This window comes from Agreia sp. PsM10, from assembly GCF_030433855.1.
Taxonomy (GTDB): Bacteria; Actinomycetota; Actinomycetes; order Actinomycetales; family Microbacteriaceae; genus Agreia.
In genome coordinates this window covers 76,497-95,558 of record NZ_JARUXC010000013.1, presented here as the reverse complement: position 1 = coordinate 95,558, position 19,062 = coordinate 76,497, and the positions used below count along the sequence as shown (strand labels likewise).

The window sequence follows — 19,062 nt, the reverse complement described above, 5'->3', positions numbered from 1 at the left end:
CGCACATTTATAGCAACATGCCGCTCTCGCAGCTCGAGTGATGGCGCATCGACTGATTTGTGCTCCGTTAGTTCGTTTCGAGAGGTCCTTCCGAAGCCACGGAGTCCGACTCCTCGATCAGAGCGGATCGTGTGGCGCCGTTGCGCCCATCCGGGTCCCGGCGATGGGCACGATGACGCCACACGATCATGACTCGTCGTTTGCGCGGCGCTGTTCTGCCCATCCGGCACATCGGGATGGGCAGCACGGCGCGACGCGAAGAGACAACTCTCACGGGCGGTCTCGCAAGCAACGTGGCCACACCATGCGCTGGCTGGGGAGCCGCGCGAGGAACGAGCCGGTGTATCGAAACCACTCCCTTCGACAGGCTCAGGGAACGGGACGAGTCTCGATACGGCCGCGGGCGGCCTACTCGACGGCGCAGAACTGCATCTCGGGAACCGCAGACGCATAAGCGCGGCTCGTATGGAACGCTTGCAGCATGGACGCCCACGACGTCCGCAACTCGTTCCTGACGTACCTCGAGGAGAAGGGGCACACCGTCATCGATCGGGCTCCCCTGGTTCCGAGAGGCGACACGTCCACCCTGTTCAACGGCAGCGGCATGCAATCGCTCCTTCCCTACCTGCTGGGGCAGCAGCATCCGGCCGGCGTGCGCCTGACCGACAGCCAGCCGTGCGTACGCGCCCAGGACATCGACGACGTCGGCGACAATCGGCACACGACTTTCTTCGAGATGCTCGGCAACTGGTCGCTCGGCGACTACTTCAAAGAGACGCAAATCCGCCAGTTCTACGGCTTCCTGGTCGACGTGGTCGGCCTGGATCCGTCGAAGATCTACGTCACCTGCTTCATCGGTGATCCGGCCAACGGGATTCCCCGCGACGACGAGGCGGCATCCATCTGGGCCTCGGTCTTCGCCGAGCGCGGCGTCTCGAACGGCATCGCCGAGATCGGCTCGCAGGCGGATGGCGACACCCGGGGTGTGCGGCCCGGCGAGCGCATCTTCTTCTACGACGGCGGCGAGAACTGGTGGTCGCGGGGCGGATCGCTCGAGGGCACGCCGATCGGCGATCCCTGCGGGCCCGACAGCGAGGTGTTCTACGACTTCGGCGCAGAGCATCAGGATGCGTCGTACGGCCTGGCGCATCCGGCGAGCGACGGTGGGCAGTTCATGGAGATCGGCAACCAGGTCTTCATGCAGTATCGGCGGCGCGAGGACGGCTTGTTCGAGGAGCTCACCAAGCGCAACGTCGACTTCGGCGGCGGCCTGGAGCGGATCGCCGCCGCGTCGATCGGCTCCGACGAGGTGTTCCGCATCTCGCTGCTGTGGCCCATCATCGAGTCGCTGCAGGAGCTGACGGGACGCCGCTACGACGACGAGACGGCGGCGATGCGGATCATCGCCGACCACCTCCGCGGCGCCACCTTCCTCGCGGTCGACGGCGTGCGCCCGTCGAACAAGGAGCAGGGCTACGTGATGCGCCGCCTCCTTCGCCGCGCCATCCGGTTCGCGCTCTCGCTGGGCCTGTCCGAGAACTTCTTCTCCACGGTCGTTCCCGTGATCGCCGACCTGTACGCCTCGGACTACCCCGAGGTGGCCGCCTCGCGCGACGAGGTCATCGCCGTGCTCGTGAAAGAGGAGACCGCGTTCCGCCGCACGCTCACCGGCGGGCTCCGCGCCCTCGCCGAGTACCAGGGGGCGACGCTGACCGGCCTCGACGTGTTCCGCCTCTCCGACACGCACGGCTTTCCGAAGGAGCTCTCGGTGGAGGAGGCTCGGCGCCTCGGCATCGACGTGGCCGAGGACTGGGAGTCGGGCTTCGCCGCCGCGCTCGAGGAGCAGCGCGCCCGTTCACGCGGCGCCACGCGGCTTGGCGCGGCCGGCCTGCCGGGCGGCGGCGCGCCCGCCTGACGCCCGGCCATGCGCCCGTCTGACGCCCGGCCGCGTTCGGGCCCGACCGGGGGGCCTTCCGCATCCGGTCAGTCGCGTCGGAGCATGTCGATGCCGGCGCCCGCGAATTGACGCAGGGTGGCATCGGGCAAAAAGGCGCGGGTCAGCGCGGCGCTGATGCGGGTGAGGTCTCCCTCGTCGCGGTAGAGCAGGTAGATCGGCTCGGTGCGCGGATTGAACTTCTGCTTGAAACGGTGCAGCGACGAGAACCCGTAGACGGGTTCGAGGATGCCGCTGAGCTGGCCGAGCAGATGCGCGATCGTTCCCTCGTCATCGGTCGCCTGGTGAGCCAGCGGCGCGCCGGAGAGCGAGACGATCAACGCGCCCTCCTCGGCGAAGGTGCGCGCCGATGACCCGATCAGGAACTCCATGACCGCGCCGAAACCGCCATCGCGCCGCCGCATGAGGTCGAGGGTCCAGCCGGTGTGCGTTCCTTCGGGTCCGTAGATCGGCAGCCAGCTCAGGAAGCCGTCGACGTCTCCGTTCGGCGACACGGCCAGGGCGAGCCGAACCTCCGGATCCTCGGCCTCCTGCAGGGTGCCCAGCGTGAATCGCATCTCGGGCAGGTCCTTGTCGCCGACCCACGACTCGGAGATGGCGCGCAGCTGCTGACGGATGCCCCACGTCTCCTCTGCCAGGGTGGTCATACGGAACGTGATGCCCTCACGGTCGGCCTTGTTGATCGCCGTTCTGACGTGCTGCCAGGGCTTGCCTGTGAATGCCAGGCCGGGGAGGTCGACGATCGTGTCGTCGGCGATGATCAGGTCGCGCCAACCGGCAGGAAGACTGTCGCGGGTGTGCTTGCTGGAGCTGAAGAAGCACGGGATCAGGGAGTCGCGCTCTGCCGCACCCACGAATTCGGCAATGCTGGCAGCAGCCGCCGACTCCGGTCCCAGAGGGTCGGCCAGCACCAGCGCCACACCGACGTGCTTCTGATACGGGATGACCCCCTGCTCGGTGCGGAAATACTCCATTCCCTCCCACGTCGTCATCCACGACAGACTGCCACCGCCGTATTGCGTGATGATCTGTCGGGCGTCGTCGGCGGTCGGGGCGCCTTCCCCGTGCCGGTCTTCTTCGGAGCCGAGCGGGCGTTTGCGGCGAGACCCGAAGGAGTGGCGTGTCGCGATGAGGTACAGGAGAAAGGCGGCCCAGATCACGGCTGTAGCGACGAAGACGTCGATGTCTCCCAGGCCCAGCGGCAGATCGATGGGATCCACCACGATCGACAAGGTGAGGTAGAGCCCGGCGACGGCGAGGTTCACGAGCGCCCAGACGATCGTCAGAACCCAGGCCCAGCGTCGTCCGAGGCGCAGGCCGTTGGCCACGAGAAGGATGACCACGGCGTCGATGGTGGCCTCCAGCAGCGGACCTTCTCCTGGGGCGGTCGGGCCGAAGGGCCCATTGGTGGGCACCAGCAGGGTCAGAATCTGGATGGCCCCGAGCGCGAGGCCGCCGGCGAAGGCCAGGAGCCGCCGCTCGCGGAGGCTCGCCCGCTTGATGTGAAACGACCTGTCGACGGCGAGCACCAGGATCACCGCGAACGCGTGCTCCAGATCGGCGAGCGTGCCGAGGAACAGCACGCCGATGGCCGCGTAGCCGACCACGATGAGCCAGCCGCGCTGTCGCCACGGCGACGGGAACAGGCTGACACAGGCGGCAAAGCACGCCATGGTGCCACCGGATGGGCCGGCATCCAGCATGCCGGCGAGATCGACGGCCCAGGGCCACGGAAGCAGGCTGGCCGCCCAGAGGAACGCCGCGGTGGCGAGGACCGCGACGATCTGGCCGACCCAGAAGTAGGTCATCGCGACCCTGGTTCCCCGGCGCCATTCCAACAGCCCCACGAAGACGAAGCCCGCTATCGCGACCGCGTAGGTCCACGGGCTGACCACGAAGAAGGTGCCCGTGATCGGCGTCCACCACCGGCCTTCCTGCAGCGCGGGCAGGCCATAGGCGACGGACTCCCACCACGGCTGCTGGGGTGTCGGCACCCAGAGGCCCTGGCCTAAGACTCCGACGGCGAGCACGATGGCGGCGAGGATGAGGGTCGCGGGGATGCGCGTGATGACGGATCGGACCGATGTGGTCACGGTGTGCCTCCGGGGCCTGGTGCGGGAATGCGTTTCAGGTCATTCTGGCCGAGATGGCGCTCGGACACCCGTCGACATCCGCATCCGGAAATGACGAAACCCCCTGACTTCCTTGCTGAGCAAGGAGAAGCAGGGGGTTTGATCGTGGCGGTACCGGTGGGATTTGAACCCACGGTGCTCTTTCAAGCACACAACTTTTCGAGAGTTGCACCTTCGGCCGCTCGGACACGGTACCGGGGACGAGTGTAATGCAGACCGGAGGTTCGCGCGAATCTACAGCCTGTAGAACTCGAAGCCCGGAATCTCGCGGATGCCGCCCGATCGAGCCGATCCGGGCCGGAATCCGGCGCATCCGAGGTGTTAGCCTTGCCTTAGTTGGGCGCGACAAATCCCGCGCGCCCTCCCACTGAAAGGGTCCTGGTTCTATGAGCTACATCCGCTCCGCAGCATTCGAAGAGACCGGCTACGTGGTTCTCGACCGCTACGACCAGGCCGCCGATCCGCAGGAGTGGCTCGACCTCGAATACGTCGACTGGAAATCTTCCGGGGTGACCCGCTTCGCCCCGCTGGCCTCCGCGTTCGGCGAGATGGAATGCAACGGATTCTGGAACCACACGCCCCCGCGCACCGACAAAGACGGCGTCTGGGTTCAGGCCAACGTCGAGCACGCTCCCATCCTCAAGGCCCGCGCCGAGGAGCCCGGAGCCAACATCGGCCGCTGCCGCGTGATCGAGCTGCAGCCCAACACCTACGCGAACGCGCTCTACAACCTGCATCAAGACGACAACAACCGCCTCAACCCCGACGGCACCGGCTGGATCGTACGCGGTTTCTTCAACCTCTCCGACGACGCCGAGTCGTTCATGATCCTGCGCGAGAACCGCTTCGACCCCGACACCGAGGTGCGCATCGCGCTGCCCGCGGGCGCCCAGTTGATCGTCGACACGCAGCGCTTCTGGCACGCCGTCTGGCACAAGGGCCCCGAGCCGCGCTACTGCCTCATCACCTCGTGGACGTCCGGCCCCGAGCTCGACGCCTACATCGAGAAGTACCACGGCGACCCGCACAACGTGAACGTTCCCCTCGACCCGAAGATCGTCGAAGAGGCTCAGGCCGAGGTGCGCCAGCGCCTGGCAGAGCGCGCCGCCGCCCTCGCCGCGAAGGGCCGCAACGACGACGGCTGGGGCGAAGACCCCGAGGCCTAGAGCCGCCACTCCTACCACTCTCCACAGGCGGTGACCGGATGTCGTCGGTCGCGTCTATCGTGGAGGCATGGCTTCCAAGACCCCGAACGCTTACCGCTGCACCGAGTGCGGCTGGCAGAGCGTCAAGTGGGTCGGGCGCTGCGGCGAGTGCCAGGCCTGGGGTACCGTCGTGTCGAGCGCCGAGAACGAGGGCATCGCGCGCACGGTGAAGGCGGCGAAGCTCAGCGAGACCCGCATCGCCCAGCCCATCACCGAGATATCCACCGAGGCCGCCAGTCACTGGGCCACAGGCATCCACGAGTTCGACCGGGTGCTCGGCGGCGGCCTGGTTCCCGGCGCCACGATCCTGCTCTCGGGCGAGCCGGGCGTCGGCAAGTCGACCCTCCTGCTCGAGGTCGCGGCGAAGGCGGCCGAAGACCACCTGCGTGTGCTTTACGTGAGCGCCGAAGAGTCGGTCAGTCAGGTCAAGCTGCGCGCCGAGCGCACCCACTCCCTGTCCCCCACTCTCATGCTCGCCGCCGAGACAGACCTGTCGACCGTGCTCGGCCAGATCGACGCCGTGCAGCCGCACCTCGTCATCGTCGACTCCGTGCAGACCGTGGCCAGCAACTCCATCGACAGCGCGGCCGGCAGCCCCACTCAGGTGCGCGAGGTGGCGTCGGCGCTCATCCGCGTCGCGAAGGAGCGGTCGCTCCCCGTCATCCTGGTGGGCCACGTCACCAAAGACGGTTCCATTGCGGGCCCGCGCGTTCTCGAGCACCTGGTCGACGTCGTCTGCCAGTTCGAGGGCGACCGCCACACCAGCCTGCGTTTCGTGCGCGCCCTCAAGAACCGCTACGGTCCCACAGACGAGGTCGGCTGCTTCGAGATGACTTCCGAAGGCATCGCCGAGGTGCCCGACCCCAGCGGTCTGTTCCTCAGCCGCAGCGGCGAGGCGGTCAGCGGCACCTGCGTCACCGTCGCCCTCGACGGCCGACGCGCGATGCCCGTCGAGATCCAGGCCCTCGTGGTCAAGACCACCGCACCGAACCCCCGACGAGTCACGAATGGAGTCGACGGCTCGAGGGTCGCCATGCTGCTGGCCGTCCTCGAGAGACGGCTCAACATCCCGCTGGGCGACCGCGACGTCTACGTCTCGACCGTCGGAGGCGTGCGCCTCATCGATCCCTCTGCCGACCTCGCCATCGCCCTCGCGATCGCGAGCGCCAACAGCGACCTTCCGCTGCCGCACACCTTCGCAGCCTTCGGCGAGATCAGCCTCGCGGGCGAGGTGCGGCCCGTCGCATCGTCGGGCCTCCGCGTCACCGAGGCCCGCAGGCTCGGCTTCACCGACATCCTCGGCCCCGACGAGACGCAGATCCGACGCGCGTTCCGCGTGGCCTTCGACAAGCAGCCCGCCGCCGGGTCGCGGGTCAGCCCGGCGCACCCCTCCACAGGCTCGTTCCCGGTGCAGAAGGGCCCTGCAAGGCGCGGACTTGTCGTGCCGCCTCCCGCCAACCCCCTGCGCCTCGTCGAGACAGACCGCGACGACGACTGACGTCGTATCCGCGCCGGTTTGGCGCATCCGCTCCCGGCCGAACAGGCGCCCATGCGCCGAAGAGGCGCGGATGCGTTTGGCTCACACGTGCGGCACGAACGCCTGCCACGCCACCCGGCGCGCACCGCGCGGATCGTCCTCGACCCTGTCGACCTCGTCGAAGATCATGGTGCTGCGCGTCTGCTCGTCGTAGGCGGGCCAGCCGGGCACCCGCCCGCTGTGGGCGAACTCGATCCAGTGCCGTCGCATCCGGTCGCCCGTGCGCTTGAACGCTCGGCGCCCGCCCAGCGCACCCATCGCACGCCCGAACCAGCCGTTCATGCGGTCGAACAACGCGAACAGCTCCAGGCCGTGGGTCGCGTCGAAGCCGAGCTGACGCACCAGGCGCGGCGCGATGTCGAAGCGGTAGAAGTGCACAGGGGCGAACCTCGAGTGGCGCTCGGCCACCTTCACCGTGGGGTACCAGAACGCGTAGTCCCCCGCGAAGTCGGCGGCCGGGCGCTTCGCCGGCAGCCCGGGATACTCCGCCTTGATCGCCTTGCGCGCCTTCTTCTTGGTGCGCGAGAAGATCGCCCGGATGCGGGTGGGCGTGGTGGCGAGGATGTCGAGCCGACCGGTGAACAGCGACCCCTCGCGGTCGTTCGTTCCGATGATCAGCGGGATGCGCGCGGCGCGACCGAACTTGAAGGCGTCGAGGGGGCGCTCGGGCAGAAAGTCGCCGTCGATCACAGGGCACAGCGCGATGGTGCCGGGGTCGCGGTCGGGGGTGAGCAGGGTCAGCGCGGTCGCGGCCTCGACCAGATCGGATGGGTCGGCCCGGGTCAGCAGCTCTCCGGCATCGTCGACCGAGGTCGACTCCACGCCGCCCGGCTCGATGCGGTCGGCGAGAAAGGCCACGAACTCGTCGGCCCAGCGCTGGGTCAGCTCGGGCGGGTAGATGGCGTTCGTCGGCGCGCTCTGCGCGATGGCCTTGGCGAAGAGCCCGTGAGCGGATGGCGTGGCCATCAGGGTGGTCACCGCATTGCCGCCCGCCGACTCCCCGAACACGGTCACGTTCGCCGGGTCTCCCCCGAAGGCAGCGATGTTCTGCTGCACCCACTGCAGGGCGGCGACCTGGTCGCGCAGCCCGAGGTTGGATTCCATCGGGCGCTCGGGTGTCGAGAACCGTGAGAAGTCGAGGTAGCCCAGCGCGCTGAGCCGGTAGTTGATGCTCACGTAGACGATGCCGCCGTCGCGCACGAGCGCCTCGCCGTTGCGCGGGTACTCAGCGCTCGAGCCGACCGCGTAGGCGCCGCCGTGGATGAACACCATGACCGGCAGCAGGCGGCCATCAGAAGAGCCCGAGCCGGCACCCCTCGCCGGCCTCATCACGTTGAGGCTGAGGCAGTCCTCGCTCATCTCCTGGTTCTTCGCGGCGCCCACGAAGTTGCCCTCGCGCGACTGCCAGGCGACCGGACCGAACGTGGAGCCGTCGCGAACACCCGTCCACTCGGCGGGCGGTCGCGGCCCGCGGAACCTGTACTCGCCGACGGGTGCGGAGGCATAGGGAATGTTGCGCCACGCCTCGATCGCCGCATGGCGCACGCCTCGCACGATCCCCTGGCGGGTGCGCACATCGAGGCCATGGGTGTCGGTGTGCCGGGTCATGCGCCGATGCTAATCCGACGAGGTGAACGCGAGCCTGTCATTGACGGCCCACCCGCGCGGCCGCTATCCGAGGATGAACTGCTTGCTCGCCGACGAGGCGAATCCGCCGATCGACACGTCGAGGTGGTACGACGCGCCGCCCGCCGGAACCTGCGGACGATCCGTCGCGGCGCACGTGTCGGCGGCGGAACGGGTGCGGTCCCAGGCGAACGGCGTCGAGGCGAGGGTGGCGCCGGCGTCGATGACGGTGGGCATGTCGGTGGGCTCGGTCTGGCAATCGGTCGAGATCCAGTACTGCTCCTCGCCGCTGGTGATCTTGTAGACCTGCTGCCCGGTGCCGACGTTGATCGAACAGGCCGTTCCGCCCGTGTTCGTCACGCTCAGCGACAGCTGCGGGTTGACCCCTGCGGCGTACGTGTCGGCATCGGTCACGGGCGTGACCTGGATGTTCGCGGCGTCGCACGCGGGCGTCTCACCGTCGGCAGGCGCGGCGGCATCGACATTCTGCGGCTCGCTCGCCTCGGCCGGAGGCGTCGTCGCCGCCGGGGCGTTCGATGACGCCGTCGGATTCGTCGGGTTGCCGACATTCGACGACGATCCGGGCCGCACGATGATCAGCACGATGATGGCGATCACGGCGACCAGGCCCACGAGCACCAGCACGCGCCGACGCCAGTAGACCTTGCTCGGCTGAGGCCCGACCGGATTCTTGATCGTCGACATGACCCTAGGCTACGAGCACTCGCGGTCTGACACCCGCATTGGCGCGGCTGTAGGGTGAATTACGTCTCCGATCGAAGGACCATCGTGCCCAGACCGCAACGAACGAGTGCACTTCGACAGGCCGCCCTGCGCATCGCCACGGCCATCGTCACCGCCACCTACGCGGTCTACCGGCTGCATCCGGCGCTCTGGCGCTTCACCGCACGGCACTACCACCCGTCGATGGAGCGCTTCGCGCGGCTCAACGCCTGGATGGTCTGCCAGCAGGCCTACCTCGACGTGCCCGCCTACAAGGACTACCTCGACGAAGAGAAGTTCTCGTTCCGCTGGTGGCAGCTCACGAACTACCGGCCGACATCCAAGAGCGACTATGTGAACAGGTACCCCGAAGCGGAACGCTGCTGGAACGGCGAGATCATCACCGTCGGCACCGTGGTCGACGAGTCGAGCGGTTCGAGCGGCACGCCCTACAACTGGATGCGCTCCAAGCGCGAGCTCGACACCGTGCACAAGAACGTGGCCGGCTACATCACGCTGCTGTTCGGCACGAAGAAGCTGTTCTGCATCAACGCCTTCTCGATGGGCGCCTGGGCGACGGGAACCAACACCGGCCTCGCCATGTCGAAGATCGCGATGGTCAAGAACACCGGCCCCGACATCGACAAGATCGTCGACACCCTGAAGCACTTCGGGCCCGGCTACGTCTACCTCATCAGCGCCTACCCGCCCTTCCTCAAGCACCTGCGCGATCGCCTCGACAGCGAGGGCTTCGACTGGGATTCCTACAACCTCAACGGCTTCGTCGGTGGAGAGGCCCTCACCGAGGGGCTGCGCGACTACCTCGAAGACCGCTTCACCCGTGTCTACTCCGGCTACGGCGCATCCGACCTCACCATCGGCATGTCGGGCGAGAGCGACCTCTCGGTCTGGCTGCGGCGCGCCCTCGTGGCCAACGAGCCGCTGCGCCGCGACGTGCTCGGCGAGGGCGAGCAGCGCACCCCGATGATCTTCCAGTACAACCCCCTCGAGACCTACCTCGAGACCACGGAGGACGACGAGCTGCTCGTCACGCTCAACTCCACGGCCATCATGAGCCCGAAGCTGCGCTACAACATCGGCGACGAGGCGAAGATCGTGACGTTCCCCGAGATGCAGGCCTACGCCGAGAAGTACCCCCGCCTCGGCTTCGCCTTCGAGCGCGCCTTCTCGACCCAGCGCATGAAGCTTCCCTTCGTGCTGCTCTTCGGCCGCAAGGACTCGACCATCTCGTACATGGGCGCCAACATCTACCCGCTCGACGTGGAGAACGGCCTCTACCTCGACAACCCGCACGCGAGCGAGATCGAGTCGTTCAAGCTGAGCCTGCTCGACATCGGCAACCTCGAGCAGCGACCGGTCATCCACCTGCAGTTGCGCGAGGGAGCCACGCTCGACGACGCGGCCACCGACGAACTCAAGGCACGCTCGGCCGCCGGCGTTCTCAAGCACCTCGCCTCCGTCTCACGCGACATCGCGCAGTCGCTCGAGGAGGATCCGACCGCTTCCGACGTGCGCATCGAGGTGCACCCCTTCGGCACGGGAGTTTTCGAGGGCGGCCCCCGCAAGATCAAGAACGTCTATCTCGTCGACGAGGCCGACCGCGGCGGAGTGCCGACGACCTCGTCGCCGACGCGATGAACCGGGTCGGCTGATGCGCTCCACGGACTTCTCGCTGGCACCGCCCCAGGGCCGGGCGGGTGCGATGATCGTCGTCGAGCGGCGGTTCGGGCGGGCACCGGATGCGCGACGCGCCCGCGCCGCCCGGCGCGAGCTGGCGGCTCACCTCGCCGACTCCCCCGGCTTCCTCTGGCAGAAGAGCTACCGCCGATCGCCCGGCATCCTCGGGGTGGCCTCGTACTTCGTCGACCGCGACCAGCTCGACCACGCGCTCGTGACGGCGCCCACCCACCTCGAGCCCTGGATGCGACTCGACGGAGAGCATCCCACCGGCCGCATCCTCGAGGCCGAGCCGAACGGCTACACCAACGGCGTCTGGCGGGCTGAGGACGGCCGCATGGGCCACATCGAGCGCTTCACCCCCACGTCGGTCGAGGCCGGCCGCGGAACGGAGCCGCCCCGGGTCGCCGCCGCATCCACCGACCGGCCGAAGGGCCGCCCGAAGACGCCGAAGATACGAAAGGGCCCTGACAGCGCGACCCGACCCATCGCCGACGCGCACGCCATGTTCGTGGGAGCCACCAAGTACACGGGGCCGACCGCCCTCATCGCGCTGTCGCGCATCTACTACCCGATGATCGCCCGCATGGTGACGATGCGCGGCTACGTGTGGTTCACGACCTACTACGAGTTCCCGTTCACGCTCGGCACGCTGGCGTTCTTCGAGCGCCGCGACGACCTGCTGGCATTCGCGCGCATGCCCGGCCACCGGCACCTCATGCAGTGGATCACCAAGGACACCCGCAACGGCACGGCCGGCTACATCCGGCTGCACACGGCGCCCGAGACGACGGGCCGCGGCTCGGCGCCGGCACCGGATGCCACGGGGCCGGCCTCATGAAAATCGAGACGGTCTCCGACGCGCGGGCCCTGCGCGAGTTCGTCGATCTGCCGAACCGGCTCTGGCCTCGCGAGCTCGCCGTGCCTCTGCTGGAGTCGACCATCCGCTCCTGGTATCGCGGCACAAGCCCGCACCCCGAACCGGTGCGCCTCGTTCTGGTGCGCGACGACGACGGCCGGGTCGTGGGACGCTCGACCGTGCACACTGACGCGCGCCTCGACGCGAAGTTCGGGGTGGCGTCGCAGCTGTTCGGAGCCACGGACTTCGCGAACGCGGAGGCGGCGTCGGCCCTGTTCACGCACCTCGACGAGGCCGGTCGATCGGCGGGCAAACAGCAGCTCCTGGGGCCCGTCTCGCTTCTGCCCAACCAGTCGGCCGGCGTCATCACCTCGGGCTTCGCGGAGCGGGGTTTCGTCGACTCGGCGTGGAATCCGGAGTGGGTGCCGCGGGTCTACGAGGCGGCGGGCTTCACCAGAACGCAGGAGGCGCAGACCTGGAGCGTCGAGATCGGATCCGTGCCCGTCTCCGAGCCGGAGCCGCAGGAGTTCGCGGCCGCAGGCATCCGTCTCGAATACGGCGACAAGTCGAAGACGGAGACGCTGATTCCCGAGCTGCTCGGCGTGCTCAACGCCGCCTTCGAACAGCTTCCGTACTACACGCGCATCACCCCGGCCGAGATGGCCGCGGCCACCGACGGGCTCTCTTTCCTGCTCGACGAGAGGCTGCTGCTGCTCGCCCGCGACGACGCCTCGGGCGAGGCCGTGGCCTTCATCCTGGTGCTCCCCGACATCTCGCCCTTCGTGCAGAAGGTGGGCGGACGCCTCACTGCGCTGCGCCAGCTCGAGCTGCTTCTCACCCGCGGCCGATACCGGCGGGAGGCGATCCTGATCATCCAGGGCACCGCGCCCGCTCGACAGGGCCGCGGCATCCTGACCCTGCTCAGCCGTCAGCTGCAGACGAACCTCGCGGCGGGCGGCTACCGGCGCCTGCGCACGACCACCGTCGGCCTCGAGAATGCGGGCTCGGCCCGGCAGTTCTCGCGATTCGGCGGCACACCCCTGCACGGCTCGACCCTGTACCGGCGCCCCATCACAGAAGGATCCGCATGACAGACCCCACCCCGGCGACGCCCGAGCTGCTGCACGAGCTGGTGCTGCTGGCGAGCAGATCGCCCTCGCCGCACAACACCCAGCCGTGGTCGCCGCGCGTCGCCGACGGCGGCATCGAGGTGGCCATCGTGCCGTCTCGAACCCTCCCCGCCGGCGACCCCACCTTTCGAGACGTCATCATGTCGCTGGGGGCGTGGATCGAGAGCGTCTCCATCGGGGCGGCCGAGGCCGGCCACGCGGTCGACGTCGAGGTGCTTCCCGCCCTGTCGCAGCTCGAGTCGCTCCCGGTGCGCGGCCCGGCGGATGCCGACAAGCCGGTCTTTCGGGTGACGCTGACTCCGACATCGCCCGAAGCGTCGGCGTCGCCCGTCGGCTCCTTCACCGCCTTCACCGCCGACGACGTGCGCGAGCGACGGGTCTACCGCGGCGCGCTCGTGGGCCGGCCCGACGTGTTCTCGAACCTCGACTCCCTGGAGCTGCCGCCCTGGCTCAGCGTCCGTTCGCTCGACGACCGTGCCATGAGGCAGCTCAGCACGCTCGGAATCGCCTTCACCGCCTCGCGCGCCACGATCGCGAACGAGCTGCTGCACTGGCTGCGTCTCGACCCGCGCCACCCGCGCTACGACCTCGACGGCATGACCGACGAGATGCTCGTGATGCCCCGCCCGCTCGCCCGGATCGCCGCACCGTTCACGCGCACGGCCCGCCTCCGCGATCCCGTCGTCGCCCTGGCCGGCCCCATTGCACGCCTGCTCGAGGGCCTCGGACGCGACGCCCCTCTGCCCACCGGCGTGCCCGACGAGGCGGGGGCACCCACGCACCACGTGCTCGTGGCGAACTCGCGCGCGGCCGGCATCGACGACATCCTGAGCGTCACCGAGGCGATGGACAGCCGCATCGGCGTGACCGAGCCGCACGCCCTCGAGGCCGGTCGCGTGCTGCAGCGGCTCTGGCTGCACGCGCACCGCCAGGGCGTGGCCATCTCGCCGCACTCCGAGCTGATCGACTCGCCGGCCGCGCACGGCGCCCTGCGTAAACGACTCGGGCTCTCGCGCAGCGACGTGGCCCTGTCGGTCTTCAGTGCGGGCGTCGCCCAGGCCAGGCACGTCCCCCGCTCGCCGCGGCTCACCGATTCGTCGGCGCAGTGACGTCCGACTCGGCGGCGCGATCTGTGGCGATACCGGCACGTGTTCGCGCGTGGGGCTGGTTCATGGACAGGTTCCGCTCCATGCACATCGCCACCATGAGCCCGACGGACATCGAGCACAACCAGTCGATGCGCACCATTCCGGCCCCGGTCAGGCGGATGCTCTTCGGGGCGAGAGACGCCCGGGTCGACGCGCGCGATCTCACGATCCCGACCGCCGATGGGCCGCTCGGCGTGCGCGTGTACACGCCTCACCTCGCCCACTCCCGACCCGCCGCCGGGGCAGCCCTGCCGATCGCCGTGTACTTCCACGGCGGCGGGTGGACCCTCTTCGGAGGCCTCGACGTCTGCGACTGGCTGCCGTCGCGTGTGGCTGCCGAGCTGGGCGCCGTGGTCGTGGCCGTCGACTACCGACTGGCCCCGCAGCATCCCTACCCCGCCGCCGTCGACGACTGCCTGGCCGCGGTGCGGTGGGCGTCGGAGCACGCCGAGGAACTGGGCGCATCGTCGTCGCGGCTCGCCGTCTTCGGCGACAGCGCCGGCGGCAACCTGTCGGCCGTCATCGCCCTGCTCGCGCGGGATGCGGGCGGCCCCGCCATCCGGGCCCAGGGCCTGATCTACCCCGTCACCGACACCACGCTCGACGACGCGTCGATGCGCGAGAACGCACGCAAGCCGGTTCTGCATCGCGCAGACATGGATGCCTTCTTCCGCTACTACCTGGGCGCGTCGCGCGAGCACGGGGCCGACGACAACCCGTCGGTGGCGCCCGTCCACGCGGCATCGCTGGCCGGACTTCCTGCCGCGCTCGTGCAGGTGTCGGCGCACGACGTGCTGCGCGACCAGGCGCTGGTCTATGCCGCGCGGCTCTCAGCCGAGGGAACGCCCGTCGAGGTGAAGACCTACGCCGAGGCTCCGCACGGCTGGGTCACCTACCCGGGCATCATGCGGGTCTCGCGCCGCGCATCCGCCGAGCTGGTCGACTTTCTGCGCCGCGAACTCGCCGAACGCTGACCCCGCGCCGCGCCCGCTGCGACATCGGGCGCGAATTACTCGAATCCCACGCCAAGACGGCAGAACGGGAGGAGATTCGTGCATCCGACCCGAATAGGCCATCGGATGCACGAATTTCCTCCCGTTTTGGCGGCGATGTCGCCGCCAAGCCCGTGGGGTGGCATTCTCGGGCGGAGATATCGACCATCCGAGCTCCTCTTGACGCTCGGATAGGTGGACTCTCCGCACGTCCGCTGATCTACGCCCGCGCCTCCACCCCGTACTCCGCGAGCTCTCCGTCGGTCAGCAGCCTGGAGCGGATCATGAAGCGTTTGCCCTCGGGAGCCTCGACCGAGAAGCCGCTGCCCCGCCCGTCGACGAGGTCGACGGTCAGATGCGTGTACTTCCAGTACTCGTACTGACTGGCCGACATGTAGAACTCGATGGGGGCGAGGCCGTCGATCTCGAGCGTCTGCAGCAGCACGTCGGAGCCCCCGGTGCGGAACATGCCCACGGGGTAGCACATGGGCGAAGACCCGTCGCAGCATCCGCCCGACTGATGGAACATCAGCGGCCCGTACTGCTCGGCGAGGTGCCGCAGCATGTCTGCTGCGGCACTCGTCACCTCGACCCGGGGACTCATGGCACGAGCCGCGCGATCCGCGGCATCAGAAGAACCCCTGCGCCGTGTTCGCGTAGCTCACCAGCAGGTTCTTGGTCTGCTGGTAGTGGTCGAGCATCATGCGGTGGTTCTCACGCCCGATACCCGACTGCTTGTAGCCGCCGAACGCCGCGTGGGCCGGGTACTGGTGATACGTGTTCGACCACACACGCCCGGCCTGGATGGCACGGCCCGCGCGATACAGCTGGGTTCCGCTGCGGCTCCAGACCCCGGCGCCGAGGCCGTAGAGCGTGTCGTTCGCGATCTCGATGGCCTCGTCGTAGCCGTTGAACTTCGTCAGCGCGAGCACCGGCCCGAAGATCTCCTCCTGGAAGATGCGCATCGAGTTGGTGCCCTCGAACACGGTCGGCTGCACGTAGTAACCACCCGAGAGCTCGCCGCCGAGGTCGCTGCGCTCCCCGCCGATCAGCAGCTTCGCACCCTCCTGCTTGCCGATGTCCATGTAGCTGAGGATCTTCTCGAGCTGGTCGTTCGACGCCTGCGCGCCGATCATGGTGTCGGTGTCGAGCGGGTTCCCCTGCTTGACCAGCTTGACCCTCTCGAGGGCGTCGCCGACGAAGCCGTCGTAGATCGAGGCATCCACCAGCGCGCGCGACGGGCAGGTGCAGACCTCACCCTGGTTGAGAGCGAAGAAGGTGAAGCCCTCGAGAGCCGAGTCGTAGAACGAGTCCTTCTCGGCGGCCACGTCGGCGAAGAACACGTTGGGGCTCTTGCCGCCGAGTTCGAGGGTCACGGGAATCAGGTTCTCGCTGGCGTACTGCATGATCAGTCGGCCGGTCGTCGTCTCGCCCGTGAACGCGATCTTGCGGATGCGCGGGTGCGATGCGAGCGGGGCGCCCGCCTCGATGCCGAAGCCGTTGACGATGTTGAGCACTCCGGCCGGCAGCAGGTCCTTCACCAGGTCGAGCCAGACGTGGATCGACGCCGGAGTCTGCTCGGCCGGCTTGAGCACGATGCAGTTTCCTGCCGCGAGCGCGGGGGCGAGTTTCCACACGGCCATGAGAATCGGGAAGTTCCACGGGATGATCTGTCCCACCACGCCCAGCGGCTCGTGGAAGTGATAGGCCACGGTGTCGTGATCGAGCTCGGAGATGCCGCCCTCCTGCGCGCGGATGGCGCCGGCGAAGTAGCGGAAGTGGTCGATGGCCAGAGGGATGTCGGCGTTGAGCGTCTCGCGCACCGGCTTGCCGTTCTCCCACGTCTCGGCCACGGCCAGCAGCTCGAGGTTCTCCTCCATGCGGTCGGCGATCTTGTTCAGGATCACCGCGCGCTCGGCCACGGAGGTCTTGCCCCAGGCGTCGAAGGCCTTCCAGCCGGCGTCGACCGCCAGGTCGATGTCCTCGGCAGTGCCGCGGGCGATCTCGGTGAAGTTCTGCCCGGTGACCGGCGTGGGGTTCTCGAAGTACTGACCCTTGGCCGGCGCGACGTACTCGCCTCCGATGAAGTGGTCGTAGCGCGGCTTGTAGGTGAAGACGGCCCCGTCTGTTCCGGGGTTCGCGTAGACAGTCATGCGTGTGTGCCTTTCGACGTCGTTGTCGGATGTCTGTGGTTCAGACTCCCCCGACGCTACGCTTCGCGACGTTGCAGGCCGTTGCACGGGGCCGGATGCGACGGCGCGCATGCCGACGCCGGGTTGCACCTGTGAGGTCAAGGCCTAATCCGCGGAGAACCTCCGTGGCATGGTCGGAGATGTCCGCTCATCCCCCCTCCGATCATTGGAGATCGCCGTGCCCATTCCCGCCATCGATTACGCCCACGTACGCCTCACCGTCGTCGACATCGCCGCCTCTCGGGCGTTCTACGACTCCGTCTTCGGCTTCGACGTGGCCTACGAGGCGCCGCCCGCCGATGCAGACGAGGAGACGAAGGAGAAGCTCGCCTTCCTGTTCGGCGGCGTCATCTACTCCTACCCGGGCGGGCTGCTCGGCCTGCGCCCGGTGGCCGACGACGCCGACAGCTTCGACGAGAACAGGGTGGGCCTCGACCACCTGAGCTTCGCGGTCGCCGGCCGCGAGCAGCTCGATGCCGCCGCGGTCGTGCTCGACGGGCTCGGAATCACTCACGAGGACGTCAAGGACATCGGCTCGGGTTACATCCTCGAGTTCCGCGACCCCGACAACATCGCGCTCGAGCTGTTCGCCCCCGCAGCCTAGGAACGACGTCAGCCCTCGAGCGACTCGAGGTGGGCCACGATGCCGGCCCGCCTCGGGGAGCGCGGGGGCAGCAGACGCAGAAGGGCGCTCCACACCTCGGCGTCCTCCACCGCGTCTGCCGTCTGCGCGTACTCGAGCAGCACGTCGACCGACGCGTCGGTGAGAACTGCCTCCCTCAGGCGCGCCCGCACCTCCGCGCGGATGTGCTCGATGCCGGGCGCCGACGAGCCGGGCAGCACCGCGCCCGTAGCCGTTGCGAGGGCTACGCGATGCGCCCCTCGATCGAGCAGGGCCAGAACGTGCTGCGCATCCAGTTCGAGGGCATTCGTGAGTCGGTAGGGCCGCGATTCGAGTCCGAGGTCGACGTGCGCGCGCTCGAGCGCCTTGCGCAGCCGCACCATCTCGGCCCTGAGGGTCACGGGCGACTCCCCCTCGTCGTAGAGAAGCGGGGCGAGCTGCTCCGCAGAGAGGCCCTGCCGATGCCAGGCCAGCAGCGTGAGCAGTTCCGTGTGCCGCGCCGAGAGCTCCACCCGACCCGCGGGCGACGTGAGCTCACCCGTGTCGCGGCCCAGCACGCGCAGCAGCGGCCTCGTCGGAGGAGCGACGGTGCGCGGCGATCGGCGGCGCACCCCGATGCGGTCGCGTTGGGCGCGGAGCCTCTGCACCATCAGCTCGGACTCCACGGCCGCCGCCGTCGCCTCCATCAGCGGCAGCGTGTGCGGGTCGACCGCCTGCCGACCGCCGGTGATGTCGATGACGCCCAGGATGCGCCGGGTCTCGGGGTCGTGCACGGGCACGGCGGTGCAGCTCCATTCGTGCACCAGCCGGTTGAAGTGCTCGCCTCCCGAGATCTGCACGGCGTGATCGAGTTCGAGCGCGGTGCCCGGCGCCGACGTTCCCACGCGGCTCTCCGCCCAGCCCGCTCCCTCGACGAACAGCATGCCTTCGGCCCTGCGCCTCAGCGCGCGGTCGCCGTCGACCCAGAGAAGGCGACCCATCGCATCCCCCACGGCCACGAGCATGCCGGAGTCGTCGTCGGCGTCGCGCACGAGCAGGCGGCGGATGACGGGCAGCACCGAGGCGAGCGGATGCGCGAGCCTGTAGTCGACGAGTTCGTCTTCGGCGACCTCGAGGGCGGCGAGCAGCAGCTCGGGATCGAGGTGCCGCTCGAGGGCGCGATTCCAGGAGGCCCTGACCAGGGGTCGGGGAGCTGCCGGCGCGGCCTGGGGCTGCGCGAGCCACGGGCTCGTCATAGGGTGCCA

At 68.7% G+C, this 19,062-nt stretch carries 15 protein-coding genes and 1 tRNA gene; 9 read left to right on the top strand and 7 right to left on the bottom strand.

Translation table 11 applies throughout. The features are described 5' to 3' along the window. Positions 1–481: 481 nt before the first annotated feature. A complete protein-coding gene (locus QCD70_RS15195; protein ID WP_301217751.1) occupies positions 482–1,915 on the top strand; it encodes an alanine--tRNA ligase-related protein in 1,434 nt (477 codons plus the stop codon). 68 nt (positions 1,916–1,983) lie between these two features. Here QCD70_RS15195 and QCD70_RS15190 read toward each other — a convergent pair whose 3' ends face one another. After that, on the bottom strand, positions 1,984–4,047 hold the full coding sequence (locus QCD70_RS15190; protein WP_301217749.1) for a bifunctional lysylphosphatidylglycerol flippase/synthetase MprF: 2,064 nt from the start codon (positions 4,045–4,047) through the stop codon (positions 1,984–1,986). 145 nt (positions 4,048–4,192) lie between these two features. Beyond that, positions 4,193–4,282 (bottom strand) — tRNA-Ser (locus tag QCD70_RS15185). 190 nt (positions 4,283–4,472) lie between these two features. Here QCD70_RS15185 and QCD70_RS15180 point away from each other — a divergent pair. Both QCD70_RS15180 and radA read left to right on the top strand, forming a co-directional pair. Continuing rightward, positions 4,473–5,252 carry a hypothetical protein gene (locus QCD70_RS15180; protein ID WP_301217747.1) on the top strand — a complete coding sequence of 260 codons (780 nt, stop codon included), beginning with the start codon at positions 4,473–4,475 and terminating at the stop codon, positions 5,250–5,252. Positions 5,253–5,319: 67 nt separating this feature from the next. Next, on the top strand, positions 5,320–6,789 hold the full coding sequence (radA, locus tag QCD70_RS15175) for a DNA repair protein RadA (RefSeq protein ID WP_301217745.1): 1,470 nt from the start codon (positions 5,320–5,322) through the stop codon (positions 6,787–6,789). An 81-nt stretch (positions 6,790–6,870) separates the two neighbouring features. On the opposite strand, the gene QCD70_RS15170 is transcribed toward radA, so the two are convergent. Further along, on the bottom strand, positions 6,871–8,436 hold the full coding sequence (locus QCD70_RS15170) for a carboxylesterase/lipase family protein (RefSeq protein ID WP_301217743.1): 1,566 nt from the start codon (positions 8,434–8,436) through the stop codon (positions 6,871–6,873). Positions 8,437–8,499: 63 nt separating this feature from the next. Next, positions 8,500–9,159 carry a hypothetical protein gene (locus QCD70_RS15165; RefSeq protein ID WP_301217740.1) on the bottom strand — a complete coding sequence of 220 codons (660 nt, stop codon included), beginning with the start codon at positions 9,157–9,159 and terminating at the stop codon, positions 8,500–8,502. Between the two features lie 84 nt (positions 9,160–9,243). Between QCD70_RS15165 and QCD70_RS15160 the strand changes: the two genes are divergently transcribed. From QCD70_RS15160 to QCD70_RS15140, 5 genes are all read left to right on the top strand, one after another. Next, entirely contained in the window at positions 9,244–10,836 is a 1,593-nt protein-coding gene (locus QCD70_RS15160; RefSeq protein WP_301217739.1) for a phenylacetate--CoA ligase family protein, read from the top strand. Positions 10,837–10,849: 13 nt separating this feature from the next. Next, on the top strand, positions 10,850–11,716 hold the full coding sequence (locus tag QCD70_RS15155; RefSeq protein ID WP_301217737.1) for a hypothetical protein: 867 nt from the start codon (positions 10,850–10,852) through the stop codon (positions 11,714–11,716). Then, positions 11,713–12,825 (top strand): hypothetical protein, encoded by a 1,113-nt coding sequence (locus QCD70_RS15150; RefSeq protein ID WP_301217735.1) that lies wholly within the window; start codon positions 11,713–11,715, stop codon positions 12,823–12,825. The genes QCD70_RS15155 and QCD70_RS15150 overlap by 4 nt, the downstream gene beginning before the upstream one ends. Continuing rightward, complete coding sequence (locus QCD70_RS15145) at positions 12,822–13,973, top strand: hypothetical protein (protein ID WP_301217733.1); 1,152 nt, start codon at positions 12,822–12,824, stop codon at positions 13,971–13,973. The genes QCD70_RS15150 and QCD70_RS15145 overlap by 4 nt, the downstream gene beginning before the upstream one ends. A gap of 80 nt (positions 13,974–14,053) precedes the next feature. After that, entirely contained in the window at positions 14,054–14,986 is a 933-nt protein-coding gene (locus tag QCD70_RS15140) for an alpha/beta hydrolase (protein WP_301217731.1), read from the top strand. A gap of 238 nt (positions 14,987–15,224) precedes the next feature. On the opposite strand, the gene QCD70_RS15135 is transcribed toward QCD70_RS15140, so the two are convergent. Continuing rightward, on the bottom strand, positions 15,225–15,608 hold the full coding sequence (locus QCD70_RS15135; protein ID WP_301217729.1) for a DUF779 domain-containing protein: 384 nt from the start codon (positions 15,606–15,608) through the stop codon (positions 15,225–15,227). A gap of 25 nt (positions 15,609–15,633) precedes the next feature. Beyond that, positions 15,634–17,157 carry an acetaldehyde dehydrogenase ExaC gene (gene exaC, locus QCD70_RS15130; RefSeq protein ID WP_301217727.1) on the bottom strand — a complete coding sequence of 508 codons (1,524 nt, stop codon included), beginning with the start codon at positions 17,155–17,157 and terminating at the stop codon, positions 15,634–15,636. 217 nt (positions 17,158–17,374) lie between these two features. Here exaC and QCD70_RS15125 point away from each other — a divergent pair, with 217 nt between their 5' ends. Beyond that, positions 17,375–17,800 (top strand): VOC family protein, encoded by a 426-nt coding sequence (locus tag QCD70_RS15125; RefSeq protein WP_301217725.1) that lies wholly within the window; start codon positions 17,375–17,377, stop codon positions 17,798–17,800. A gap of 8 nt (positions 17,801–17,808) precedes the next feature. Here the strand turns inward: QCD70_RS15125 and QCD70_RS15120 are convergent, their stop codons facing one another. Beyond that, positions 17,809–19,053, bottom strand: a complete 1,245-nt coding sequence (locus tag QCD70_RS15120; RefSeq protein WP_301217723.1) for a GAF domain-containing protein — start codon at positions 19,051–19,053, stop codon at positions 17,809–17,811. Between the last annotated feature and the right edge of the window lie 9 nt (positions 19,054–19,062).